General features: G+C 58.0%; 21 protein-coding genes. 9 read left to right on the plus strand and 12 right to left on the minus strand.

All coding sequences use genetic code 11. The features are described 5' to 3' along the window. Positions 1-164: 164 nt before the first annotated feature. Positions 165-1,682, plus strand: a complete 1,518-nt coding sequence (locus A8B84_RS07930; protein ID WP_064227254.1) for an aldehyde dehydrogenase — start codon at positions 165-167, stop codon at positions 1,680-1,682. A gap of 69 nt (positions 1,683-1,751) precedes the next feature. On the opposite strand, the gene A8B84_RS07935 is transcribed toward A8B84_RS07930, so the two are convergent. Further along, complete coding sequence (locus A8B84_RS07935; protein ID WP_064227253.1) at positions 1,752-3,116, minus strand: glutamine synthetase family protein; 1,365 nt, start codon at positions 3,114-3,116, stop codon at positions 1,752-1,754. Between the two features lie 403 nt (positions 3,117-3,519). On the opposite strand from A8B84_RS07935, the gene A8B84_RS07940 reads away from it, so the two are divergent. The 4 genes from A8B84_RS07940 to A8B84_RS07955 are packed head-to-tail and all read left to right on the plus strand — an operon-like array spanning position 3,520 to position 7,502. Then, the gene (locus A8B84_RS07940) at positions 3,520-4,626 is read left to right on the plus strand and encodes a polyamine ABC transporter substrate-binding protein (protein ID WP_064227252.1); all 1,107 of its coding nucleotides are present in this window, start codon (positions 3,520-3,522) and stop codon (positions 4,624-4,626) included. 3 nt (positions 4,627-4,629) lie between these two features. Then, positions 4,630-5,748: a polyamine ABC transporter ATP-binding protein gene (gene potA / locus A8B84_RS07945; protein ID WP_064227251.1), complete on the plus strand. Its 1,119-nt coding sequence runs from the start codon at positions 4,630-4,632 to the stop codon at positions 5,746-5,748. A 4-nt stretch (positions 5,749-5,752) separates the two neighbouring features. Then, positions 5,753-6,682 (plus strand): ABC transporter permease subunit, encoded by a 930-nt coding sequence (locus tag A8B84_RS07950; protein WP_064227250.1) that lies wholly within the window; start codon positions 5,753-5,755, stop codon positions 6,680-6,682. Then, positions 6,675-7,502, plus strand: coding sequence for an ABC transporter permease subunit (locus tag A8B84_RS07955; protein WP_064227249.1), 828 nt, complete (start codon positions 6,675-6,677; stop codon positions 7,500-7,502). Before A8B84_RS07950 ends, A8B84_RS07955 begins: the two co-directional genes overlap by 8 nt. A gap of 24 nt (positions 7,503-7,526) precedes the next feature. Here A8B84_RS07955 and A8B84_RS07960 read toward each other — a convergent pair whose 3' ends face one another. After that, complete coding sequence (locus A8B84_RS07960; RefSeq protein ID WP_064227248.1) at positions 7,527-8,417, minus strand: LysR family transcriptional regulator; 891 nt, start codon at positions 8,415-8,417, stop codon at positions 7,527-7,529. 104 nt (positions 8,418-8,521) lie between these two features. Here A8B84_RS07960 and A8B84_RS07965 point away from each other — a divergent pair, with 104 nt between their 5' ends. Both A8B84_RS07965 and A8B84_RS07970 read left to right on the plus strand, forming a co-directional pair. Then, complete coding sequence (locus A8B84_RS07965; protein ID WP_064227247.1) at positions 8,522-8,962, plus strand: DoxX family protein; 441 nt, start codon at positions 8,522-8,524, stop codon at positions 8,960-8,962. Positions 8,963-8,987: 25 nt separating this feature from the next. After that, a complete protein-coding gene (locus A8B84_RS07970; RefSeq protein ID WP_064227246.1) occupies positions 8,988-9,761 on the plus strand; it encodes a DODA-type extradiol aromatic ring-opening family dioxygenase in 774 nt (257 codons plus the stop codon). A 12-nt stretch (positions 9,762-9,773) separates the two neighbouring features. Here the strand turns inward: A8B84_RS07970 and A8B84_RS07975 are convergent, their stop codons facing one another. Beyond that, on the minus strand, positions 9,774-12,878 hold the full coding sequence (locus tag A8B84_RS07975) for an efflux RND transporter permease subunit (RefSeq protein ID WP_064227245.1): 3,105 nt from the start codon (positions 12,876-12,878) through the stop codon (positions 9,774-9,776). Beyond that, positions 12,875-14,035, minus strand: coding sequence for an efflux RND transporter periplasmic adaptor subunit (locus A8B84_RS07980; protein WP_064227506.1), 1,161 nt, complete (start codon positions 14,033-14,035; stop codon positions 12,875-12,877). Before A8B84_RS07980 ends, A8B84_RS07975 begins: the two co-directional genes overlap by 4 nt. Before the next feature lie 263 nt (positions 14,036-14,298). Here A8B84_RS07980 and A8B84_RS07985 point away from each other — a divergent pair, with 263 nt between their 5' ends. Together A8B84_RS07985 and A8B84_RS07990 are read left to right on the plus strand one after the other, a co-directional pair. Continuing rightward, the gene (locus A8B84_RS07985) at positions 14,299-14,940 is read left to right on the plus strand and encodes a hypothetical protein (RefSeq protein WP_064232333.1); all 642 of its coding nucleotides are present in this window, start codon (positions 14,299-14,301) and stop codon (positions 14,938-14,940) included. Positions 14,941-14,948: 8 nt separating this feature from the next. Then, positions 14,949-15,476, plus strand: a complete 528-nt coding sequence (locus A8B84_RS07990) for a hypothetical protein (protein ID WP_064227243.1) — start codon at positions 14,949-14,951, stop codon at positions 15,474-15,476. Positions 15,477-15,557: 81 nt separating this feature from the next. Here the strand turns inward: A8B84_RS07990 and A8B84_RS07995 are convergent, their stop codons facing one another. The 8 genes from A8B84_RS07995 to A8B84_RS08030 all read right to left on the minus strand — a co-directional run bounded on the left by A8B84_RS07995 (position 15,558) and on the right by A8B84_RS08030 (position 23,305). Further along, complete coding sequence (locus A8B84_RS07995; protein ID WP_064227242.1) at positions 15,558-16,553, minus strand: branched-chain amino acid ABC transporter permease; 996 nt, start codon at positions 16,551-16,553, stop codon at positions 15,558-15,560. 2 nt (positions 16,554-16,555) lie between these two features. Further along, positions 16,556-17,443, minus strand: coding sequence for a branched-chain amino acid ABC transporter permease (locus A8B84_RS08000; RefSeq protein ID WP_064227241.1), 888 nt, complete (start codon positions 17,441-17,443; stop codon positions 16,556-16,558). A gap of 106 nt (positions 17,444-17,549) precedes the next feature. Then, a complete protein-coding gene (locus A8B84_RS08005) occupies positions 17,550-18,761 on the minus strand; it encodes an ABC transporter substrate-binding protein (RefSeq protein ID WP_064227240.1) in 1,212 nt (403 codons plus the stop codon). A 72-nt stretch (positions 18,762-18,833) separates the two neighbouring features. Further along, positions 18,834-19,556 carry an ABC transporter ATP-binding protein gene (locus tag A8B84_RS08010; protein WP_064227239.1) on the minus strand — a complete coding sequence of 241 codons (723 nt, stop codon included), beginning with the start codon at positions 19,554-19,556 and terminating at the stop codon, positions 18,834-18,836. Further along, complete coding sequence (locus tag A8B84_RS08015) at positions 19,553-20,356, minus strand: ABC transporter ATP-binding protein (RefSeq protein ID WP_064227238.1); 804 nt, start codon at positions 20,354-20,356, stop codon at positions 19,553-19,555. Before A8B84_RS08015 ends, A8B84_RS08010 begins: the two co-directional genes overlap by 4 nt. Before the next feature lie 78 nt (positions 20,357-20,434). Beyond that, positions 20,435-21,238, minus strand: coding sequence for an alpha/beta fold hydrolase (locus A8B84_RS08020; protein WP_064227237.1), 804 nt, complete (start codon positions 21,236-21,238; stop codon positions 20,435-20,437). A gap of 4 nt (positions 21,239-21,242) precedes the next feature. Then, the gene (locus A8B84_RS08025) at positions 21,243-21,659 is read right to left on the minus strand and encodes a PaaI family thioesterase (protein WP_008175922.1); all 417 of its coding nucleotides are present in this window, start codon (positions 21,657-21,659) and stop codon (positions 21,243-21,245) included. Further along, positions 21,656-23,305 carry an AMP-binding protein gene (locus tag A8B84_RS08030; RefSeq protein WP_064227236.1) on the minus strand — a complete coding sequence of 550 codons (1,650 nt, stop codon included), beginning with the start codon at positions 23,303-23,305 and terminating at the stop codon, positions 21,656-21,658. Before A8B84_RS08030 ends, A8B84_RS08025 begins: the two co-directional genes overlap by 4 nt. Positions 23,306-23,462: the final 157 nt, after the last annotated feature.

The raw sequence follows: 23,462 nt of genomic DNA on the forward strand, positions 1-23,462 counted from the left end.
GTGAAAGAGACGTTCAGGATCCGGCGGGCAACGCTGCGCGCCGCAGAAAGTCTATGCCAGCGCCGGGCGTTCGGAAAGACACGTTCTTATACCTATATCGCGGGCGGCGCCCGGGCGTGAAAGTGCTGCTATGATTGCTCAACTCTACAGCCTGCGAGGCGCCCATGAATCAACCCGTCAGCTCTTCCACCCCAACCAGCCAGACCGAATGGCAGGCCCTGACCACAAACCTGACACTGGAAGGCCGCGCCTACCTGAACGGCGCCTATCAATGGGCTGCCAGCGGCGAGACCTTTACCTCGGTCAGCCCGGTTGACGGGCGTGAGCTGGCCACCATTGCCAGCTGCGATCAGAGCGATGCCGACCAGGCCGTTATGGCTGCCAGAGCCGCCTTTGAGGCAGGCACCTGGAGCCAGCTGGCACCGGCCAAACGCAAGGCGGTTCTGCTGCGATTCGCTGATCTGATCGAAGTCCACGGCGACGAGCTTGCCGTGCTGGAAACTCTGGATATGGGCAAGCCCATCAGCCATGCCAGGACTGTGGATGTGCCGGCCACTGCCAGAGCAATCCGCTGGACAGCCGAGGCCATCGACAAGGTTTATGGTGAACTTGCCCCCACGCCTCACAACCAGATTGGCATGATCTCTCGAGAGCCTATGGGTGTTGTGGCTGCCATCGTGCCCTGGAACTTTCCGATGATCATGGCGGCCTGGAAAATCGCCCCGGCCCTGGCCACCGGCAATTCAGTGATTCTCAAACCTTCCGAGAAATCGCCCCTGAGCGCTATTCGACTGGCCGCCCTTGCCGAGCAAGCCGGCGTTCCCTCCGGCGTTTTCAACGTGCTGCCGGGCTACGGCCACACGGTGGGCAAAGCCCTGGCCCTGCACATGGATGTGGACTGCCTGGTGTTTACCGGGTCCACAAATGTCGCCAAACAGCTGATGATCTATGCTGGCCAGTCCAACATGAAACGGGTGTGGCTGGAGGCCGGTGGCAAGAGCCCGAACATTGTCTTTGCCGATGCGCCGGACCTGAAAAAAGCCGCCGCCGAGGCAGCCAGCGCCATTGCCTTCAACCAGGGCGAGGTGTGCACCGCCGGCAGTCGCCTGCTGGTTGAGAACAGCATTCGCGCAGAGTTTGTCGGCCTGATTCGCGAAGCCCTGAAAACCTGGCGCCCCGGCCACCCGCTGGACCCGGCAACCACTTGCGGCGCCATTGTGGATCAGGGGCAGCTGGATCGCATCATCGACTATATTGGCATCGGTCAGTCGGAAGGCGCACGCCTGGTGGAAGGTGGCCAGCGGATCATGAAGGACACCGGTGGCCTGTTCGTTCAGCCCACGGTGTTTGACGGGGTGAATAACCAGATGCGCATTGCCTCCGAGGAAATCTTCGGGCCGGTGCTTTCGGTGATCGGGTTCGATACCGCTGATGAGGCCATCCGCATTGCCAACGATTCCATTTATGGCCTGGCGGCGGCGGTGTGGACTTCCAATATCAATACCGCTCACAAGGTGGCCAAGGCCCTGCGGGCCGGCAGCGTGTGGATCAACCACTATGACGGCGGCGACATGACAGCGCCCTTCGGTGGATTCAAACAGTCTGGTAACGGTCGCGACAAGTCTGTGCACGCCTTCGACAAGTACACCGAAGTGAAAGCGACCTGGCTGGTTCTGGAGTAGAGGGAAAAGAGCCACTTCGCAACTACAAACGGCGCCTTCTGGGCGCCGTTTTTTATCATTCACAAACCGCTAGACCGTGTGCAGGTACCAGAGATATTCCAGATCCGAGATGGTCATCTCGAACTCATTCAGTTCATGCTCTTTGCAGGCGACGAACACATCCAGAAACTGGCTGCCAAGATAGTCGGCCATCACTTTCGATTGCCCCAGCTCCCGCAAGGCATCCCGCAGGTTATTCACCAATGAAGCTTCGTGCTGTTCGTGGGCATTACCCACGGTCACCGGCGGTGGCTCTATCCTGTTGGAGATGCCGTAGTGAATGCCCGCCAGCACGGCTGCCATCAGAAGATACGGGTTGGCATCGGCACCGGCGACGCGGTGCTCGATCCGCAGAGCCTCGGGATCACCTCCCGGCAGACGCAGCGACGCGGTGCGGTTATCCACGCCCCAGGTGGCAGCACTGGGCACGTAGTATTCAGGGCTGAACCGCCGATAGGAGTTGATATTGGGGCAGAACAGCGCCATGGCATCGTTCATGGTCGCCACCAGTCCGCCTACGGCCCAGCGCAGCATGTCGTTTGGCTGCTCGGCGTCGCCGGCGAACACGTTACGACCTTCGCCATCCACCAGGCTCACATGCAGGTGCATGCCACTGCCGGCCTGGTTGTGATAAGGCTTGGCCATGAACGTGGTGTCCATTTCATGGTCGTAGGCCATGTTCTTGATCAGACGCTTCAGCAGAGTGGCGTGGTCGCAGGCCTGCACCGCGTCATCCACGTAGTGCAGGTTGACCTCAAACTGCCCGGGTGCTGACTCGGCCACCAGCGCATCCGCCGGCAATTCCTGCTCATGGGCGGCATCCAGCACGTCCGCCAGGAATTCCGCGTATTCATCCAGATCATCAATGGAATAGGCCTGGGTGCCCGCCGGGCGCTTGCCAGAGATGGGTGACTTGGGTGGCTGAGGGCGACCGGCGAGGTTTTCCTGATCGATCAGGTAGAACTCCAGCTCGAAGGCCGCCACGGGGTTCAGCCCCAGCTCCTCGAAGCGCTTGACGATGTTCTGCAATACCACGCGAGGGTCCGCGAAAAATGGTGTCTCGCGGTCCAGTTCATACATGGTCAGCAGCAGTTGCGCGGTGGGCCGCTTCTGCCAGGGTTCCATGGTGAGGGTATTCTCGATAGGCAGGCACACCCGGTCTGCCTCGCCGATATCAAGCCCCAGCCCAGTTTCTTCCACCGTGGTGCCCTGGATATTCAGGGCAAAGATGGAAGCCGGCATGGCCACACCACGCTCGAATACCTTCGCCAGCGCAGAGGGATCCACCCGCTTACCGCGAACAATGCCATTCATATCCGGGATCAGCAGATCAACAAACTGCAATTCGGGGTGTGCCTGAAGGAACGAGTCGGCACTCGTAGAACCAGAAGCCATAGGAAAAGCCTTCCACAACGCAAACAGGCCTGGTGCCGAGGAGCCGGCGCAGGGGTTTAAACACTCCTTTATCCCGTTTTCCGGGGTGTTTGGCAAGATAGGCATATACCACAAACCCCGAATTAATCACCGGCAGCGTAAAGTCCTCTGCCGATAGGCGAAAGCACGGATCCCCGGAGCGAAATTTTTTATAGCGCATCCCGGAATCTCATGGTACATATCGCGAGAATTCGGCAGGTTCCACTCTGCCGTTTTCCAGGACAAGCCTTAAAGGAGTCAAAAGGCGGCGACCGGCTCTTTCCGGGACAACAGCCAACTGCGGCCACCCTCAGCAGACCTGCACAACACTGCGTGCGTCCTGCACGTTTTGTATTAATCCCTTTTGAGTGAGGGACATCATCCAATGTTGAAGTTGTGTAAGCCACAGGCGCTGGCCGCCTCTGTTGCGTTGTCTCTGTGTGCCTCCTCCGCGTTTGCCGCTGAGGAAGTGCGTGTCTACAACTGGTCCGACTACATCGCTGAGGACACCCTGGCGAAGTTCACGGAAGAAACCGGCATCAAGGTCATCTACGACGTTTACGACAGTAACGAGATCCTCGAAGCCGCCCTGCTTTCCGGTCGCTCCGGCTACGATCTTGTTGTGCCCTCTAACCACTACGTGGCCAAACAGATTTCTGCCAACGCGTTCGTGGCCCTGGACCACAGCAAACTGTCGAACATGAGCAACCTGAACCCGGACCTGATGGACGATCTGGAGAAGGTTGACCCGGGTAGCCAGTTTGCTCTGCCCTATCTCTGGGGCACCAACGGCTATGGCTATAACGAAGGGCGTATCCAGGAAATCCTGGGTGACAGCGCCCCCACCGATTCCTGGGCCCTGGTGTTTGATCCGGAAGTGACCGGCAAGCTTGCGGCCGGCGGCTGCGGTATTGCCATGCTGGATTCGGGTGAAGAGATGGTGCGTGCGGCCATGGCCTACATCGGCCTGGACCCGAACAGCAACAACGCCGACGACATCAAAAAAGGCGGTGAGGTGATCAAGGCCATTCGCCCGAACATCACTTACTTCCACTCGTCCCGTTACATTGGCGATCTGGCCAACGGTGACCTGTGTGTGGCTGCCGGTTACTCCGGCGACATCCTGCAGGCCGCCGCACGTGCCGAAGAAGCCGAGAACGGCAACGTGATCCGCTACACCATTCCCAAAGAGGGTGCGGTGCTGTGGTTCGACATGATGACCATCCCGGCCGGCGCGCCGAATGTGGAGAACGCCCACAAGCTGATGAACTTCCTGATGCGTCCGGAGATCATCGCGGACGTGACCAACTACGTCTGGTACGCCAACCCGAACAAGCCGGCCAACGAATTTGTTGATCCGGAGATTCTGGGCGACACCAGCATCTACCCCACGGATGAAGTGATGAAGAAGCTGTACATCATGGAAGGCCGGCCTCAGGACGCACAGCGTCTGATGACCCGCACCTGGACCAACGTGAAGTCTGGTCGCTAAGCGGTGGAAAACGGCAACAACACCTCCGCGCAAGCGGAGGTGTTACTCAGCATTCGGGGCATTTCCAAAAGCTTTGATGGCACGCTGGCCGTGGACAATGTGAACCTGGACATCCATAAGGGCGAGATTTTCGCCCTGCTGGGTGGTTCCGGTTCCGGCAAGTCCACCCTGCTGCGCATGCTCGCTGGTTTTGAAACGCCCAACAACGGCACCATCGTGCTCGACGGCCAGGACGTTACCAGCCTGCCCCCTTTCCTGCGCCCGACCAACATGATGTTCCAGTCCTATGCCCTGTTCCCGCACATGACGGTGGAGCAGAACATTGCCATGGGTCTGAAACAGGACAAGCTACCCAAGAGCGAAATTCGCGACCGTGTGGCCGCGATGCTTAAGCTGGTCAAGATGGAACCCTATGCCCGGCGCAAGCCCCAGCAACTGTCTGGTGGTCAGCAACAACGCGTTGCCCTGGCCCGCTCACTGGCCAAGCGTCCCAAGCTATTGTTACTGGACGAGCCCATGGGTGCCCTGGACAAGAAGCTGCGCACTGAAATGCAGCTGGAACTGGTGGAAATCCTGGAAAACGTTGGCGCCACCTGCCTGATGGTGACCCATGACCAGGAAGAAGCCATGACTATGGCCAGCCGGATAGCCATCATGGCCCAGGGCCGGATTGCCCAGATCGGCTCGCCGATCGACATCTACGAGAGCCCGAACAGCCGCATGACTGCGGAGTTCATTGGCTCGGTGAATATCTTCGAGGCTCATATCCGGGAAGACGAAGCCGACAGCGTTACGCTGACCAGCGACCTGCTGGACGCCCCGGTATTTATCGATCGCGGCGTAACCACGCCGGCGGAAAGTACCGCAACACTGGTAGCCCTTCGCCCAGAGAAGATCTACCTGACCCCGGACAAACCGGACGGCGAGCACAACTGGAGCTGCGGAACGGTGGACAACATCGCCTATCTGGGCGACATCACGTCCTACTACGTAAAGCTGGCCAGCGGCAAACGCGTTCAGGCCACCATGGCGAACGTGGAACGCCGTGGCGAGCGGCCAACCTGGGGCGACAGGGTATTCGTATCCTGGGAAGCCTCCAGCCCCATCCTGCTCTGGAACTGAGCCAATGAGACGGAAACTTTTACCCACCCCTCTGACCGAGCGGGTGCGTGCAGTGCTGTTTAATCGCCGGGTGGTGTTCGGTATCCCGTTCCTTTGGCTGCTGCTGTTCTTCCTCCTGCCTTTTGCGCTGGTGCTGAAGATCAGTCTGACCTCAGCGGTGATGGCCATTCCCCCTTACGAACCGGTCTTCCGCTGGGTGGACAACACCCTCTCGGTGGTGGTGAATATCGGGAATTATCTGTTCCTGCTGTCCGACAGCCTCTATATCGCTGCCTATTGGGGGTCGGTGAAGACGGCATTCCTCGCCACCGTCGTGTGCCTGCTTATTGGCTACCCCATGGCCTACGCCATGGCGCGGGCGCCGAAGCACTGGCAGCTGGTGTTGCTGTTGATGGTGATGCTGCCGTCCTGGACCTCGTTCCTGATCCGTGTCTATGCGTGGATGGGCATCCTCGGCAATCAGGGGCTGCTGAACAGTTTTCTGATGTGGCTGGGTCTGATTGACCAGCCCCTGAAAATGCTGAACACCAACTTCGCGGTGGTGCTGGGCATTGTCTACGCCTACCTACCGTTCATGGTGCTGCCCATCTACACCAACCTGGTGAAGCTGGACGTGCGCCTGCTGGAAGCGGCATCAGACCTTGGTTGCCGCAGCCTGACCACTTTCTGGGCCATCACTCTGCCACTATCAAAGGCGGGGATTCTTGCCGGCTCCATGCTGGTGTTTATCCCGGCAGTCGGCGAATTTGTGATTCCGGAACTGCTGGGCGGGCCAGATACGCTGATGATCGGCAAGGTGCTGTGGGAGGAGTTCTTCAACAACCGCGACTGGCCGGTGGCGTCTGCCCTGGCGATCGTGATGCTGTTGTTACTGCTGGTTCCCATTGTGTTGTTCCATCGATTCCAGGCCCGGGAGATGGAGAAGCATGGTTAGATCCCGTTCCTTCAGTTTCTCCAAGGTGATGCTGGTTCTCGGCCTGCTGTTCCTTTACCTGCCAATGTTCGTGCTGATCGTGTATTCGTTCAATGCGTCCCGGCTGGTGTCGGTGTGGGCCGGTTTCTCGACCCAGTGGTACGGCGAGCTGTTCCGGGATGAGCAGATTCTGTCGGCGGTGTGGATGAGCCTGCGGATTGCCTTCTACTCCGCCAGCATGGCGGTGTGCCTGGGCACGCTGTGTGCGTTCGTGATCACCCGGTTCAAGAAGATGCGCGGGCGCACACTGCTGTCCAGCATGATTACCGCGCCGCTGGTTATGCCGGAGGTAATCACGGGCCTGTCTCTGTTGCTGTTGTTCGTGCAGATGGCCCAGACCATCGGCTGGCCGGTGGACCGTGGCATGGCAACCATCTGGATCGCCCACACCACCTTCTGCAGTGCTTATGTGGCGGTGGTGGTATCAGCCCGTTTGCAGGAAGTGGATCGTTCGATTGAAGAGGCGGCCATGGATCTGGGTTGCACGCCCCTGAAAACCTTCTTTGTCATAACCCTGCCGGTGATTGCCCCGGCGCTGGTGTCTGGCTGGCTGCTGGCGTTTACCCTGTCGCTGGATGATCTTGTGATTGCCAGCTTCGTTTCCGGGCCGGGCGCCACAACACTGCCAATGGTGGTGTTTTCATCGGTGCGGATGGGGGTTTCGCCGAAGATCAACGCGCTAGCCACCCTGATCATCGTGGCGGTATCGCTGATTGCGTTTATCGCCTGGTATCTGATGCGCCGGGCGGAACGCAAACGGCTTCAGACACCGGACGCCTAGCGTCCTGAGGCCCGCCCCGTGCCCTCACAGGGCATCGGGAAAGGCAGAGACAAGGTAGTCAACCAGCGCACGGACTTTGGGCGTAACGAACTTGCGGGTGGGATAGACGGCGTAAACGCCCAGCTCGGTGGAGCGATACTCCGGCATCAGCTCCACCAGCCGCCCGGCTTCCAGGTCTTTATGAACCAGAAAGCCGGGCTGCAGCACGATGCCCTGGCCGGCCACGGCAGCGCCGCAGCAGGTTTCGCCATTATTGGCGTACATCCACGGCCTTACCCGGACGCTGGTGGCGCCATCGGGGCCCTCAAAAGGCCAGTCGTTACCTGTGGTGAAGTTGCTGTAGCCGATAATCCTGTGGCCGGCCAGGTCTGCCGGTTTCACAGGGGAACCATGGGTGGCAATGTAATCCGGCGATGCACAAGCCATCAGCCGGGTGGAGGTTATCCGTCGGCTGACCAGCGTGGAGCTTTGCAGTGTGGCTATCCGGATGGCCAGATCAAAGCCTTCCTCGACTATATCCACCAGCCGGTCTGAAAGATCAATCGACAGCTTCACATCCCGATAGCGGGCGTGAAATTCTCCCCACAAAGGCGCCAGGTGGCTGATTCCGAAGCTGACCGGCGCGTTCACCCTTAACGTACCTCTTGCGACATTATTGCGGGCGGTAATTTCCGCTTCTGCCTCCTCAACGCCAGCCAGCAACTCCCGGCATCGGACATAAAACACCTCGCCCTCCCCCGTGAGCGACAGGCGGCGGGTAGTCCGCTGCAGCAGCCGAACCCCGAGACGGGTTTCCAGCTCGCTGACGTAGCGCGAGACAGCGGCCTTGGACATTCCCAGATTCTCTGATGCAGCGACGAAGCTGCCGGCCTCAACCACGTTGCAGAACGTCTGCATCTCCAACAATCGATCCATTGTTTCTTTTTCCGGAACAGTTAATTCAATAAAGCTACGTTTATCCCGTTTATTGATATTTGTAAAGTACTCCCATGTTCACAACACACCCGAGGAGATTCATCATGAACAACGCATTCCTGAACAAACTGATTGCCACTGACGCTGGCTGGGGCACTCTGGCCCTTCGGATTCCGGTCGGTATCATTTTCGCCGCTCATGGCGCACAGAAACTGTTTGGCTGGTTTGGCGGCTACGGCCTGGAAGGTACAGGACAATGGATGGATTCCATCGGACTGAGCCCCGGCTACCTGATGGCCCTGTTGGCCGGCGGTGCGGAATTCTTTGGCGGCCTGGCTCTGATCATCGGCCTGCTGGTTCGGCCCGCCAGCGCGGTACTGGCATTCGCCATGCTGATCGCCATTTTCAGCGTTCATATCGGCAACGGCCTGTTCATGAGTAACAATGGTTACGAGTTTGGCCTGGCTTTGCTGGCCGTATCCGTAACCCTGGTGTTCAGCGGCGCAGGCCGAGCGTCCATTGACCGCGCGATTGCAACCCGATAACCACCGCAACCCGGAGGAGCAAATCATGAGTCTGTTTGTTTCCCACGGCGCTCCGACATTCGCACTGGAGCCGGGCCTCGCTGGCCCGGCCCTGACAGAGCTGGGCAAACGCCTCGCCAGGCCCGAGGCGGTTCTGGTGGTTTCACCACACTGGATGACGGAGGGAATCCGGGTAGGTTTCTCGGAAACACCTGAGACAATTCACGATTTTCGGGGCTTTCCAGCTGAACTCTATGACCTCGACTATCCGGCGGCCGGCCACCCGGAACTGGCCCGAACCGCTCTGGCGTTTCTGGAGGCAGGGGGCTGGAAGGCCAGTGCTGACAAGGCCCGCGGGCTGGATCACGGGGCCTGGGTCCCAATGATGCACCTTTTCCCCGATTACTCGGTTCCGGTGTTCCAGGTTTCGATGCCAACGGATCTTGATCCCGAGTCTGCCTGGCAGCTGGGCCAGACCCTGCAGCCACTTGAGCATGAGGGTGTGCTCATCGTCGGATCAGGCAGCCTCACCCACAACCTGTACGAAGTTCGCTGGGGAGACGAGAACGCATCCGGGTATGCGCGGGAATTCACCGACTGGGTTCGTGCACAAGTAAGCGCTGGCGACCACGAGCAGCTGATCGCAACGCTGGAGAAAGCCCCACACGCCCAACGGGCGCACCCGACCACCGAGCATTTCCTGCCTCTGCTGGTGGCGGCCGGTGCGGCCGGGGAACAGCAACCCGGCGTGCTGATTGATGGCGGGATCGAACACGGTGTCCTGGCCATGGATGCTTTCGTTTTTCGGCATCCGGCCTGAACTGTCAGCGAACTATGCCGCCGGTTGGCGTCGGTCCCGGACAGACTGAATCCATTTGTAAAACACGGGGACCAGCAATGTGCCCAGAACGGTGGCGGCAACCATGCCACTGAGAACCGTAATACCGAGGCTTACCCGGCTTGCCGCTCCGGCGCCGCTGGCAAAGACCAGCGGTAGTACGCCAAGCACGAACGACAGGGCAGTCATCAATACCGCCCGGAAGCGCAGTACCGCCGCTTTCTGGGCCGCCTCGGCGGTCGACATGCCGGACTGGCGCAGCTGCATGGCGAACTCCACAATCAGAATGGCGGTTTTGGTGGAGAGCCCGATCAGCAATACCAGGCCCACCTGGGCGTAGATGTTGTTCGCCAGCCCCACCAGCCAGAGCCCGGCCATGGCGCCGGCAAGGGCCAATGGCACGGCGCCAAGCACCGCTACCGGGAGGGTCCAGCTCTCGTATTGAGCCACCAGGAACAGGTACACGAACACCAGGGCCAGCAGGAAGATAACCGCTGCCAGATTACCCGCCTGTATTTCCTGCAGGCTCTGCCCGGCCCAGCTGAATTCATACCCTTGCGGCAGACTTCCTGACAGCTCTTCCATGGTCGCGATGGCGTCGCCGCTGGCAAAGCCTGCTGCCGCCTCCCCGGAGATGGTTACCGAGCGCTTCAGGTTAAAATGCTGGATGCTTGAGGGCCCGAGCACAGGCTTGAGCGAGGCCAGCGTGGTCAGCGGCACCATATCGCCATCCCGGTTGCGGACAAAGTAATGGGACAGGTCCTCAGGGCGCTGCCGGAATTCACCTTCGGCCTGTAGAAGCACCCGGTAGTTCTTGCCGAACCGGGTGAAGTCATTCACGTAGAGCGAGCCGAGCTGGGTCTGCAGGGTAGAGAAGATATCGGAGAGCTCGATACCCAGGGCCTTGGCCTTGTTCCTCTCAACCTCCAGCAGATATTGCGGAATGTTCGCGCGATAGGTGCTGTATACCCGGGATAGCGCTTCGCGCTGGTTGGCCTCGTAGATGAGGCCATTCATCACCTGCGCCAGTTCCGAAACGTCCCTGCCCTGATTGTCCTGCAGACGGAAATCAAAGCCGGATGAGGTGCCCAGACCCGGTATCGGGGGCGGGTTGAAGACCATCACCTGGGCCTCGGGGATTGTCCAGAGCCTGGAATACAGCCTTGGAATCACCGCGCCGAGGCCAAGACTGGCCTCTTCCCGCGCTTCCCAGTCCTTTAGCATAACAATCCCGAGACCATTGTTAGTGGCAGCGCCACCCAGTAATGAGAAGCCGGACACCGTAATGAAATCGGTCACTGCCGGATCTTCCAGAACCATGTTGGTGACTTTGCCAAGCACGGCTTCGGTGCGCTCCAGGGAAGCAGCATCGGGCAACTGCACATCCACGAACAGGAAGCCCTGATCCTCCGGCGGCACGAATGCCGAGGGCACTGATTTGAACAGGCCGGCACCGGCAACCAGGATCACCGCCAGGGTAACGCCAACGAGAGCCCCTTTGCGAAGAAGTTGCACCACAAGCTTTGAGTAGCCACTGGTGGTCCGCGTAATCATTACCTCGAAGGGCCGGAGCCAGCCAATGGCCTTGTCCCCGCTCCTGCCAAGCAGCGCAACGCACAGAGCCGGGCTCAGAGTGAGCGCGTTGATTGATGAGATGATCACCGCCACTGAAATAGTGACTGAGAACTGCTGGTAGAGCTTGCCGGTAATCCCGGGCATGAACGCCACAGGCACGAACACGGCCAACAACACCAGAGTGGTGGCAATCACGGGGCCTGTGACCTCGGCCATCGCCTTGGTGACCGCCTCACGTATGGGCAGTTTCTCCTCGGCAAGGATGCGTTCCACGTTCTCGATAACCACAATGGCGTCATCCACCACAATGCCAATGGCCAGAACCAGCCCGAACAGGGTGATGGTGTTTATGGAATAGCCAAGCACCGACATAACCGCAAAGGTGCCGATCAGAGAGACCGGGATGGCAATACTGGGAATCAGCGTGGCCCGCCAGTTCTGCAGGAACAGGAACACCACCAGGATCACCAGGCCGACGGCCTGGAACAGGGTAACGATGACTTCGCTGATGGAGCGGCTGATAAACTCTGTGGTGTCGTAAAGTACGGTGTGATTCACACCCTCCGGAAAACTGACGGACGCCTCATCAACCAGTGCTTTTACCCGTTCTGCGACCTCCAGTGCATTGGCATCGGGCAGCTGGTAGATCACCAGGAATGCCGTGTCCTGATTGTTCAGTTTCGCGGTGGAGGTATAGGAACGGGAACCCAGCTCGATACGCCCGACGTCCCTGAGGCGCACAAAGCCGCCATCGGGCCGGGAGCGGAGAATGGTCTGGGCAAACTCTTCGGGGTCTGACAGGCGTTCCCGGGTCTGGATACTGTAAACGAACTGTTGGCCCGCAGGCACGGGCGGCTGGCCGAGTTTGCCGGCCGCGACAATCTGGTTCTGCTCACGGAGCGCGGCCGCAACCTCGGCAACGATCACATCCAGTGAGGCCATCCGGCGGGGATCCAGCCAGACTCGCATGCTGTAATCCTTCGCGCCCATCACTTCCGCCGAACCCACGCCCGGCACCCGGCCAAGGGCTTCGACAAGGTTATTGGAGGCGTAGTTGCTGAGGAAGACACCGTCCAGGTCCGGTCGCTCGGAGGTCAGGTTGATACCCATCAGCATGTTGCCAGCCTGCTTGCTTACCACCACGCCCTGTCGCCGGACTTCATCGGGCAAAAACGGTTCCGCCAGGGCAACGCGGTTCTGGACGTTGACCTGGGCGATGTCTGTATCGGTGCCGCTCTCAAAAGTGAGCGTGATCTTGGCCGTGCCATCACTGGAGGCGGTGGACTCGATGTAGATCATGCCCTCCACCCCGTTCAGCTGTTGCTCTACCGGGCGGATAACCGCTTCCTCAACTACCTGGGCGCTGGCCCCCGGAAGCGATGCGGTCACCTGGATCTGGGGCGGGGCCATGTCCGGATACATGTTGACCGGCAGAATGCGTAACGCCAGTAGCCCGGCCAGGGTAATCAGTATGGAAATGACAAACGCGAACTTCGGTCGATGGATAAAAACCCGGCTGATCATTGGCTCGCCTCACCCGTCTGGATGAGCGCACCGGTTTGCGGGTCAATCTGTTTCTGAACAGCACTGACGGTAACTCCGGGCCGAACTTTCTGGAGGCCCTCCACAATCACCTGGTCACCGGCTTCGAGCCCTGAATTGACCACCAGCAGAGCTCCTTCCCGCGCGCCGGTCTGGATGAAGTGCTGGGCCACCTGATTCTGGTCATCAACCACCAGAACAAACTTTCCTTCAATGGTCTCCTGGACCGCTACCTGAGGGACAAGCACCTGGGCCTCACCTGACTGCCCCTCAACCCGGAGTGTCACGTACAGGCCTGGCACGAGGACCGCATCGGGATTGGGGAAGACTGCTCGCATGGCAACGGTGCCTGTGCTGGCATCGGTCTGCACATCGGCGAAATCGAGCACACCATCCTGCTCATAGCGCTCGCCATCCGGCAGTGTCAAAGAGAGCCCTAAAGACTTCGAAAACGCCTCGGCGGATTCAGCACCCCTCCGGCGAAAGCTGACAAAATCAGCTTCGTTGACCTGGAATTCAACGTAGACAGGGTCCGTCACCAGCACCGACGTGATGGGCCCGGTTGCAGGACTGACCACGGCTCCCACATCGTAATTCAGGCGCCCTATCCAGCCATCAAACGGGGCTCGTATTTCCGCATATTCCAGATTGGTATCGGCCTTCTGAACCGCCGCCTGGGCGGCCTTTAACCGACTTTCAGCCGCACTGAAACGGTCTTTGAGTTTGTCCAGGTCCGCGGCGGAGAGGAACCCTTTTTCTGACACTTCCTCTCCGCGCCTTAGGTTTCGGGTTGCGGACTCCAACTCGGCGCGGGCGGCGGCCAGTTCAGCATCCGCCTGCTGAAGATCAGCGCTCGCGCGAGTATCCTCAAGCCGGATCAGGAGTTCGCCCTGGCTGACTTTCGCTCCCTCGGTGAAAAGGATCTCCCGGATTTCTGCTTCAATGCGCGGCGTAATATCGGCTTTGGCAGAAGCCGCCGTTCTGGCAACAAAATCCCGGGAAGGCCGTATCTCGCTGGCATCAAGCACCACCACAGAGACGGCGACGGGGTTGGTTTGTTTTTGTTCCTGAGGCTCAGAACAGCCTGTCAGCGTGATTGCGCCCCACACCAGAAGAAGGAGAACAGCCCCTTTTTTCAAACCTGCTTTCCATCTTGCAAAAACCGGCATTATTTCATCTCCTTGAATGGATACTTCCCAGTGGGAATAGCGAACGCCCGCACTAAGATTAGACAATGCCTTTATGGCAGGCCATTGAACATCCAATTTTTCTCAGCCGGGATAAGCCGGTCCAGTCTTATCCGGTTTCGATCAACAATTAGATGACCTCAAAACTTTGCTATATTTGCTTTGAATAGCGTCGGAACTGGAAAAAAACAGTTCCATCCCTGGACTCGCCACGAATGGACTTGCCGATGAGACCGCCGATTTACCCTCGCTCTTTGCTCGCAATCATTTTCATTGCTCTTTTTCTTGCTGGATGCGCCTCAGGCCCGGAGGTGAAAAGTATCAGCAAGGCCCCGAATGTTTCTGATGCCCCCAGAAACCTTCTGGTCCTTGCCATCAGCCCGAAAGAAAACAACAGATCGCTCATGGAAGCAGCATTGGTCTCGCGGCTGCGCGCCGCAGGCTATGAGGCTGAAGCATATGGTCCGGCTCCATCCTTGCCCTGGAAGGATTCAGACGCACTTCGCGAGAAAGTCAAAGAGCGACTGCAGACGCAGACGGCCGACGGTGTTCTAACCGTCTCACTGGTGCGAAAAAACCGGCAGGTTGAGCATATTCCGAACCAGGTGGTGTTTAATCCTGTCGTCACCAATATTGGTGCGCTGGGGTCCGTCACCTACATGGAAACCATGACAATTCCGGACCGTTACGAGGAATCCACCGAATACATCCTGAGAACAACATTATTCGATACGGACTCTGGCAAGGCCATCTGGCAAATGTTTTCCAGCACCATTGATCCGACATCTCTTGAGCAGGCAACCGAGGAGTTTTCTCGGGTTGCTGTGCGAGAGCTTCAAAAATCCTTCAAGGAATGAGCCAACACATGACCATCCACAAGACCGCAAAGTTCTCTGCCGTAATGTTGGGGTTGTCCCTGGCAGGATGTGCTTTTCAGGATACGCTGTCGCTTGGAGTTGACGATCCCTGCGCCTCACTGAAAGGCATCGTTGCTGACTACCCCTCAGGATTCGAGCAATACCGGGGCAGCCCAAACGGTTTCAGATCGGTTACTGTCTACAATGCGAAGGAGCAGTTGATAAAGGGACACTGCGAAATCTGGAGTTGGGCAAATAACGACAGCGCCTACGTCTGCTCCGGCAACACCCCCAATGACGAGGTTGCCACCACGAGGTACGACGCGGCCGTCAACTGGATGGGGCAGTGCCTGGGTGAGAGCTGGGCAAGCGAGGAAGGCGAAAGAACGCGAGATGGAGAAAATGCCGGAATGGTAACCCGGTTTCGCTCGTCCGAAGCTGGCAAACCGAATGTGTCGGTTCACAGGGTAGCATTCCGCGGAGATTCCGCGGTTTATGTCTATGTGGGGACACCCAGTCGGTTGGCCGAGTTCTAGCCGAAGAAACGCAACCAGCTGAACAATGAAAAGGGCCACCGCGACAGATGGCCCTTTTTGTTTTCCGGACTGACGAGGGGGTCAACCCAGGTTCTTTTTCACGAACTTCTGGACCTCTCCCACGATACCGCTGCGGAATGCCAGTACCGTCAGGACGAAAATTCCCCCGAGGATTGGGTCCACCCAGTCACGCAGGGCACCCTGGGACAACTGGTACTCGATATTCACCACAAAGGTGGCACCAACCACCGGGCCCAGCAGGGTTCCCATACCGCCAACCAGAGTCATCAGGATAACCTCGCCCGACATGTGCCAATGGGCATCGTTCAGGGAAGCCAACTGGAACACCACGGATTTCATGGAACCAGCGAGACCGGCCAGGGCCGCCGAGATGACGAACGCGAGCACCTTGTAACGGTCCACGTTGTAACCCAGTGAAACGGCACGGGGTTCGTTCTGCTTGATAGCCTTCAGAACCTGGCCAAACGGGCTGCTGACGATGCGCTGTACCAGCAGGTAGCAGGCGATGAACACCACCAGAACGAAGTAGTACATGTTCAGGTTGTCTTCGAGATTGATAAAGCCCAACAGCTCGCCACGTGGAATGCCGTGCATACCGTCTTCACCGCCCGTGAACTCAGACTGGACGAAGAAGAAGAACACAAGCTGCGCAAGCGCGAGGGTTACCATCGCGAAATAGATACCCTGGCGACGAATCGACAGCAGGGCAAAGCCCGTGCCCAGCGCCGTGGCCGCAAGCGTTCCCGCGATGATACCCATCTCTGTGGTGAGCCCGCTGTAATTACTGAGCAGATAACCGGTGGTGTAACCACCTGTGGCCAGGAAGGCCGCGTGCCCGAATGACAACAGTCCGGTAAAACCGAACAATAGGTTGAACGCCACCGCAAACAGCGCGAAGCACAGGATCTTCATCAGGAAGACCGGATAGATCATGAATGGCGCGGCAAGCAGGATGAGCAGCAGCACGCCGTTCAGCATCATCTTTTTGCGATCCTGGGCGGCCTGTTCCTCAACGATAGCCTTGTGAATGTCGGCGGAATTGACTGGCTGATTCATGTTTATGCCTCCTTACCGAACAAGCCACTGGGCCGGAACATAAGAACCAGAACCATGACCAGGAAGATGACCGCCGAGGATGCCGGCGGGTAGAAGGTTTTGGTAAGCCCTTCAATAACGCCCATCAGAATACCGGTGATAATGGCACCGCCGATGGAGCCCATACCGCCGATGACCACCACGGCGAATACCGTAATCAGTGTGGCTGACCCCATGACAGGAGTCACCGAATAAATGGGCGCGGCCAGAACACCGGCGAAGGCTGCCAGCGCAACACCAAACCCGTAGGTGAGGCTGATCAGAAGCGGCACGTTAATGCCAAAACCCTGCATCAACTGAGAGTCTTCCGTGCCGGCCCGCAGATAGGCGCCCAGCTTGGTTTTCTCAATCACGAACCAGGTTCCAAAGCAGACCACCAGGGCCGCTACGATGACCCACGCCCGATAATATGGCATGAACATGAAGCCGAGGTTCACGCCGCCCTTGAACACGTCAGGCATGGTGTAGCGAAGGCCGGAAACCCCGAACCAGTTTACCAGTACACCCGAGATGATCAGCGCGACACCAAACGTCAGCAGCAGGCTGTAAATGTGATCCTGCCCCGCGATGCGACGCAGCAGAAAATATTCAATGGCGACACCGAAGGCACCAACCAGAAGTGGCGCTAACAATAAGGCGACCCAGTAGTTCACGCCCAGATAGTCGAACATCAGGACGGTGGTCATGGCGCCGAGCATATACATGGCGCCATGGGCGAAATTGATGATCTTCAGCAGACCGAAGATGACCGCGAGCCCAAGGCTCAAAAGGGCGTAAAAGGCGCCGTTGATTATTCCGATCAGGAGCTGGCCGGATAGCACAGCTAAAGGGACGCCGAAAATCATGGACATTGGGCTAACTCCAGAAGCAGCACAGGGATTGTTTTTTGGCTTTGTTCTTTTCCGTTCTCATGGGTTCGCCCTGCCCTGTTGCAGGACGAACCCAAAACGGTCGCTTTTAGTTATTGACCAGTTTGCACTTGCTCTCGGAGAGCGGACGGTAAGACTCTTCGGCCGGGATGGTCCGCAGGATCTTGTACAGATCCCACTCGTTCTTGGACTCGGCCGGGGTCTTCACTTCCGCCAGGTACATATCATGCACCATGCGGCCATCAACACGGATCTTGCCGTTCTTGGCAAACATGTCATTGATGGGGGTATCCATCATCTGCTTGCGCACAGTCTGGGCATCGTCAGAACCGGTCGCCTCAACAGCTTTCAGGTACTGCATGGTGCTTGAATAGATACCTGCGTGAACCATGGTCGGACGAACGCCGGTTTCTTCCATGAAGCGATCAGACCACTCGCGGGTATCATCATTCATGTCCCAGTACCAACCGGTGGTGAGCTGAATGCCCTGGGCAGTCTGCGCACCGAGCGCGTGAACGTCAGTCAGGAACAGCAGCAAAGCCGCCAGAGTCTGGCCAGACTGGGTTACACCGAACTCACTGGCGGTGGTGATGGCGTTGGTGGTATCAGCGCCTGCGTTTGCCAGACCGATAACATCAGCACCAGATGCCTGAGCCTGGAGGATGAACGATGAGAAGTCCTGGGTCGGGAACGGATGGCGCACAGCACCAACAATTTCACCACCGTTGGCTTCAACAACGCGTGTTACATCGCCTTCCAGTGCATGACCGAAGGCGTAGTCGGCAGTCAGCATGTACCAGGTTTTGCCACCCTCTTTAACGACCGCACTGGCAGTACCGTTGGCCAGCGGGTAGGTGTCGTAAACATAGTGGATGTGGTTGGGGGTACAGTGTTCGTTGGTAATGCTGGAAGCAGCTGAACCGGAGATGATCCCCAGGCGATCGTTCTCTTCCAGGATTTTGCTCACGGCAATGGAAACAGAGGAAGCGACCATACCAGCTACGAGGTCTACGTCCTCGTTCTCAACCCAGCGACGAACGGTGCTGGAGGAAGTATCCGGGCTGTTACGGTCATCGGCGCTGACCACTTCGATCTTGGCACCGTTTACCTGCCCGCCAAAATCAGCGATGGCCATTTCCAGAGCCTTCAGGCCATTTGGTCCTGCCAGGTCACGGTAAGTGCCGGACATGTCCGCCAGATAACCGATCTTGACCGTGTCGTTGGAAATGGCCGCCTGGGCTCCGCCTGCCATCATGGCTGATGCAACGGCTGATGTCAGAAGCTTTTTCATCATTGTCATTGTTGTATCTCCGCTACTGTCTTGCGTTGGTTCGGGTTGTTGTTACTTTTCTTGCTCTCGTCCTATCCGGGATCAGACCCCCAAATAGCTATCCAGCACCGACTGCTTTGCACTCAGTTCGTTGGCGCTGACTTCTTCCACAATCTGACCGTGCTCAACAACGTAATGACGGTCGGCTAACGGTGCTGCGAAGTGGAAATTCTGTTCGACCAGGACAATGGTCAGGCCCTTGTTTTTCAGGGCAATGAGGACCTCTCCCAGCTTTTCTACAATAACCGGCGCCAGGCCCTCGGTGATCTCGTCAAGCAACAGCATATTGGCGCCGGTGCGCAGAATCCGCGCCATGGCCAGCATCTGCTGCTCACCACCGGACAGCTTGGTGCCCTGGCTGAAGCGTCGTTCATAGAGGTTGGGGAACATGTTGTAGATTTCTTCCAGACTCATGCCGCCGCTTCGCACGACCGGTGGCAGTGTCAGGTTTTCCTGAACACTGAGTGAGGAAAAAATGCCCCGATGTTCGGGGCAATACCCGACACCCAACCTGGCAATATGATGAGGCGCACAGGACATTGTCTCCTCACCATTGATCATAATGGAGCCGGTTCGACGGCCAACCATATTCATGATGGCTTTAAGCGTTGTGCTTCGGCCCGCGCCATTGCGGCCCAACAAAGTCACCAGCTCTCCCCGGTTCACGACCATGTCGATGCCGTGGAGGATGTGAGATTCGCCGTAAAAGGCATGCAATCCGGACAGACGGAGCTGTTCGTACTCGCGATCGGATTTCGTGGTCATTGCGCTGCCTCCGCCTGATCACTGTCGGCGGTGGTGCCGCGCTCTCCGCTACCATCACTCCCCATATAAACCTCGCGAACCCGTGGATCGCTGGAAACCGTTGCGTAGTCGCCTTCGGTCAGAACGGCACCCTGGGCCAGCACGGTGATGCGATCACACAGCTTGCTGACCACACTGAGGTTGTGCTCAACCATCAGGACAGTTCGCCCCTCCGCAGCCTTGCGTACCAGTTCCACAACGCGATCAACGTCTTCCGAACCCATGCCCTGGGTCGGCTCGTCGAGCAACAGCAGTTGGGGCTCCATGGCAAGCGTGGTCGCCAGTTCCAGCGCCCGTTTGCGGCCATAAGCCAGCTCTACTGTGGTGGTGTTGGCGAATTCAGCCAGGCCCACCGCATCCAGAAGCTCCATGCAACGCTGGTTGAGTTTGTGCAGCGAATTACCGGATTTCCAGAAACTGAAGGAGGTGCCCTCGAAGGTCTGTAAGGCAACCCGGATGTTCTCCAGCGCGGTCATGTGTGGGAATACGGCTGAGATCTGAAAAGAACGAACAATGCCTTGGCGGGCAATAGCGGCGGACTTCATGGTGGTGATGTCCTGACCCTTGAACAGGATCTGGCCCCGGGTCGGGATCAGGAATTTGGTGAGCAGATTGAAGACCGTAGTCTTGCCGGCACCATTGGGACCGATCAGGGCGTGAATGTGGCCTTTCTGAACCTTGAGGTTCACGTCGTCGACCGCAACAAAGCCCTTGAATTCTTTGACAAGGTTACGGGTCTCCAGAACGTACTGTTCACTCATGAGCCAATCTACCTTTGTTATTGTTGTGCGTTTTATCTGACTACCAGATTAGATTGACGTATACGTAAACGTCAACACTTAATTGCAGTTTTTAAGTACACTCTCGCTACGCAAAAAGTCGTATAGAAGGTCTACTACCTGGTCCTGCTTTTCCAGGTGCGGCGAGTGCCCAGCGCCTTCAAGAGAAACCCCGCGGGCATTTTCCCCGATACCTGCAACAATATCGGTTACCTGCTCAGGCACGCCGTATTCATCGTTCTCCCCCTGAATGATGATAGCCGGACATTCGATGGCCGCCAGCCAGTGACTGAAATCCATGGCTGCATGGAAACCTTCGTCTCGCCAGACTGTCTGCCAGGCGTTGAACAGGTCGTCAGTCCGGTTACCGTGATAGCGGGCCAAACGATCCCGTATATCCGTCTCCCGGTAGCGAACGGCCATCTCTTCTATGCCAGCGAGAGTGAGGTGATCCGCATAGATGTGTGCGGCCATGGTTATCAGAGCCTTCACACGGCCATTCAATGCGCCGGCAGCCACGAGGGCAATGGAACCGCCGTCGCTGTGCCCTATCAGCACAACTTCCTCGATTTCGAGCTTGTCCAGCAACCGGGGCAACCAACGATGGCCGGCAACCTCAAGATAATCGTAAGGGCGAGGGAGTTCTTCGTCGGAAGAATGGCCATAGCCCTGCCGATTGTAGATCAGCGCATCACAGCCAGTGGCTTTCGCCAGTTTTTCCGGGAACTTCCGCCACAGAGCGATGCTGCCAAGGGATTCATGGAGAAAAACCAGCACCGGCCCTTTCCGTTCCGCGTGCTGGATCCGCCTCACTTCCAGCTCAACACCGTCGCCTACCGGCACCATCATGTCACGAATCTGCATGGAGTTACCGGTTTGGAGGAATTGAGTAGGTCATGGTGGAGTGGGCCACCGGCTCTTCCGCGCCTTCAGAGTACACAAACACCTCACCCACACCCATGGTGCGGCCCACTTTGAGCATGGTGGCCCGGGCCCAGATGGGCTGGTGGGCCACCGGCTTGCGCAGAAAATTAATGTTCAGATTGGTGGTCACTGCCAGCGGCACCAGACCGATCTTGCTCAACAGCGCGGCATACAGGGTAACGTCTGCCAACCCCATCATGGCTGGCCCGGATACGGTTCCCCCGGGCCTGAGATGCGCCTCATCCACTTCCAGCTTCATTTCCGCCCAGCCATCCCCGAGCTTCTGCAGGGTGCCGTAGGCTTCCCCCTGCGGAAACTGTTCATCAAGGAAGGCCTGCAGCTCTTCAAACGTAATGATCATGCGCCGATTTCTTCCTTGGCCTGATTACGCAGAACGAACCGCTGGATTTTTCCACTGGGTGTCTTGGGCAGCTCATCAACAAACTCGATTTCCCGCGGGAAGGCGTGGGTAGAGAGCCTGCGACGCACCAGTTCCTGAAGTTCGTCTTTCAGGGCCTGCTCGTCGCCAAGAGCATAATCGCCCTTGATCACCACATAAGCCTTGATGATGGAACCGCGCTTTTCATCCGGCTTGCCGACAACACCTGATTCCGCCACAGCGGCGTGCTCGAGCAGCGTGCTCTCGACGTCTGCCGGGCCCACCCGGTAGCCGGCGGTGGTGATGATGTCATCATCCCGGCCACTGAAGGAGAAGTTGCCATTGCCGTGGTTGATAACCATGTCGCCGGTGAGATAGTAGCCGTTCACGAAGGGGTCCTTTTCACCCCAGGTGTAACCGTCAAAGTGGAAAAGCGGGGAGGCTTTTACGTCGACAGCCAGCTGACCGACCTCACCCTCGCCCACTTCTTCGTTTTTCTCGTTCAGCGCGACAACCTTGTGGCCCGGGGAGGCATAGCCCATGGAACCCTCGCGAACCGGATGCGCAAGGCCGTGGAAGTTGCAACAAGTCATGCCGGTCTCGGTCTGGCCGTAATGATCTTTAACCGGGCAGTAGTGACGGTTGCGAATCCAGTTCACCACTTCCGGGTTCAAAGGCTCGCCGGCGCTGCTGGCAACCCGAAGGCCCAGGTTCTCGCCTTCCGGCAGCACGTGATCGTTTGCCTTGAGCAAACGGTAAGCCGTAGGCGCTGCTGCCAGGTTGGTGATCTTGTATTTCCGGATCATGTCGTAGGTGGATTCCGGAGTAAATCCGCCCGGATTGAAGTGTGTTGCGTGGCCCATCAGCAGAGGCCCAACCACGGCATAGTAAAGCCCGTAAGCCCAGCCGGGATCGGCCACGTTCCAGAACCTGTCGCCGTCCTGCAGATCGATGGCGTACTTCATGTAGACATAGAACGCCAGCAGCGCCTTGGCGGGGACAGCAACGCCCTTGGATTTACCCACGGTTCCGGAGGTGAACATCTGGAGGAACGGATCGTCGCCCTTGATCATGACAGGCTCAAACTCACTGGACTGAGCCGCCAGGGTTTCCTGGAAATCGGGGATGTCTGCACCAATCTCGCTGGCGTTGACACCCACGACCGGCGGGCAGACTTTGACGTCGTTCAGCTTCGGATAGTTCTCCGGATTGGTCACCACCAGCTTGGTGCTGGCCCGCTCAAAACGGTATTCGATCGCACCGGAACCAAACGCCGTGAACAGCGGCTGGTACACAGCACCGGCGCGGAGGGTTCCGGCGATAACGATCAGCAGCTCCGGTGTGCGCGGCAGGAGTGCAGCCACCCGGTCGCCCTTGCCGATGCCCTGGGATTTCAGATAATTGGCGAACCGTGCGGAGGCATCTTTCAATTCAGCGAAAGTCAGACTGCCATCACCGCCATCCTCGGTTTCATAGAAAAGGGCAGCCCGACTGGGGTCATCCGCCCATTTGTCGCAGATTTCGTGGCACACGTTGAGCCCGCTATCCAGACGTCCATCCAGGATGTCCGCTTCCAGAGCAGCAGGATCGAAGTTGTTGTAAACGTCGGTATATTCCGGAAGGCTCATTCTCAACTCCTGTTGTTTTTATCATTGAAAGCACGGGTCAAGGTTTAGCACAGGCTTCACTTTACGTAAAGGTAAACTTTAGACCAAAAAGGAAGAAATCCGGCTGGTTTTATGAGATGGGAAACCAGGCGCAGCGGGCCCGCCGCGCCCGGGGCAG

Origin of the sequence: Marinobacter sp. EhC06 (assembly GCF_001650915.1) — a bacterium.
Lineage (GTDB): Bacteria > Pseudomonadota > Gammaproteobacteria > Pseudomonadales > Oleiphilaceae > Marinobacter.

Excerpts from the sequence above, each read along its gene's own strand:
- A8B84_RS07930 (WP_064227254.1), top strand. The coding sequence starts at position 165 with ATGAATCAACCCGTCAGCTCTTCCACCCCAACCAGCCAGACCGAATGG.
- A8B84_RS07935 (WP_064227253.1), bottom strand. The coding sequence starts at position 3,116 with ATGGCTTCTGGTTCTACGAGTGCCGACTCGTTCCTTCAGGCACACCCC.
- A8B84_RS07940 (WP_064227252.1), top strand. The coding sequence starts at position 3,520 with ATGTTGAAGTTGTGTAAGCCACAGGCGCTGGCCGCCTCTGTTGCGTTG.
- A8B84_RS07950 (WP_064227250.1), top strand. The coding sequence starts at position 5,753 with ATGAGACGGAAACTTTTACCCACCCCTCTGACCGAGCGGGTGCGTGCA.
- A8B84_RS07955 (WP_064227249.1), top strand. The coding sequence starts at position 6,675 with ATGGTTAGATCCCGTTCCTTCAGTTTCTCCAAGGTGATGCTGGTTCTC.
- A8B84_RS07960 (WP_064227248.1), bottom strand. The coding sequence starts at position 8,417 with ATGGATCGATTGTTGGAGATGCAGACGTTCTGCAACGTGGTTGAGGCC.
- A8B84_RS07965 (WP_064227247.1), top strand. The coding sequence starts at position 8,522 with ATGAACAACGCATTCCTGAACAAACTGATTGCCACTGACGCTGGCTGG.
- A8B84_RS07970 (WP_064227246.1), top strand. The coding sequence starts at position 8,988 with ATGAGTCTGTTTGTTTCCCACGGCGCTCCGACATTCGCACTGGAGCCG.
- A8B84_RS07975 (WP_064227245.1), bottom strand. The coding sequence starts at position 12,878 with ATGATCAGCCGGGTTTTTATCCATCGACCGAAGTTCGCGTTTGTCATT.
- A8B84_RS07985 (WP_064232333.1), top strand. The coding sequence starts at position 14,299 with ATGGACTTGCCGATGAGACCGCCGATTTACCCTCGCTCTTTGCTCGCA.
- A8B84_RS07990 (WP_064227243.1), top strand. The coding sequence starts at position 14,949 with ATGACCATCCACAAGACCGCAAAGTTCTCTGCCGTAATGTTGGGGTTG.
- A8B84_RS07995 (WP_064227242.1), bottom strand. The coding sequence starts at position 16,553 with ATGAATCAGCCAGTCAATTCCGCCGACATTCACAAGGCTATCGTTGAG.
- A8B84_RS08000 (WP_064227241.1), bottom strand. The coding sequence starts at position 17,443 with ATGTCCATGATTTTCGGCGTCCCTTTAGCTGTGCTATCCGGCCAGCTC.
- A8B84_RS08005 (WP_064227240.1), bottom strand. The coding sequence starts at position 18,761 with ATGACAATGATGAAAAAGCTTCTGACATCAGCCGTTGCATCAGCCATG.
- A8B84_RS08010 (WP_064227239.1), bottom strand. The coding sequence starts at position 19,556 with ATGACCACGAAATCCGATCGCGAGTACGAACAGCTCCGTCTGTCCGGA.
- A8B84_RS08015 (WP_064227238.1), bottom strand. The coding sequence starts at position 20,356 with ATGAGTGAACAGTACGTTCTGGAGACCCGTAACCTTGTCAAAGAATTC.
- A8B84_RS08020 (WP_064227237.1), bottom strand. The coding sequence starts at position 21,238 with ATGCAGATTCGTGACATGATGGTGCCGGTAGGCGACGGTGTTGAGCTG.
- A8B84_RS08025 (WP_008175922.1), bottom strand. The coding sequence starts at position 21,659 with ATGATCATTACGTTTGAAGAGCTGCAGGCCTTCCTTGATGAACAGTTT.
- A8B84_RS08030 (WP_064227236.1), bottom strand. The coding sequence starts at position 23,305 with ATGAGCCTTCCGGAATATACCGACGTTTACAACAACTTCGATCCTGCT.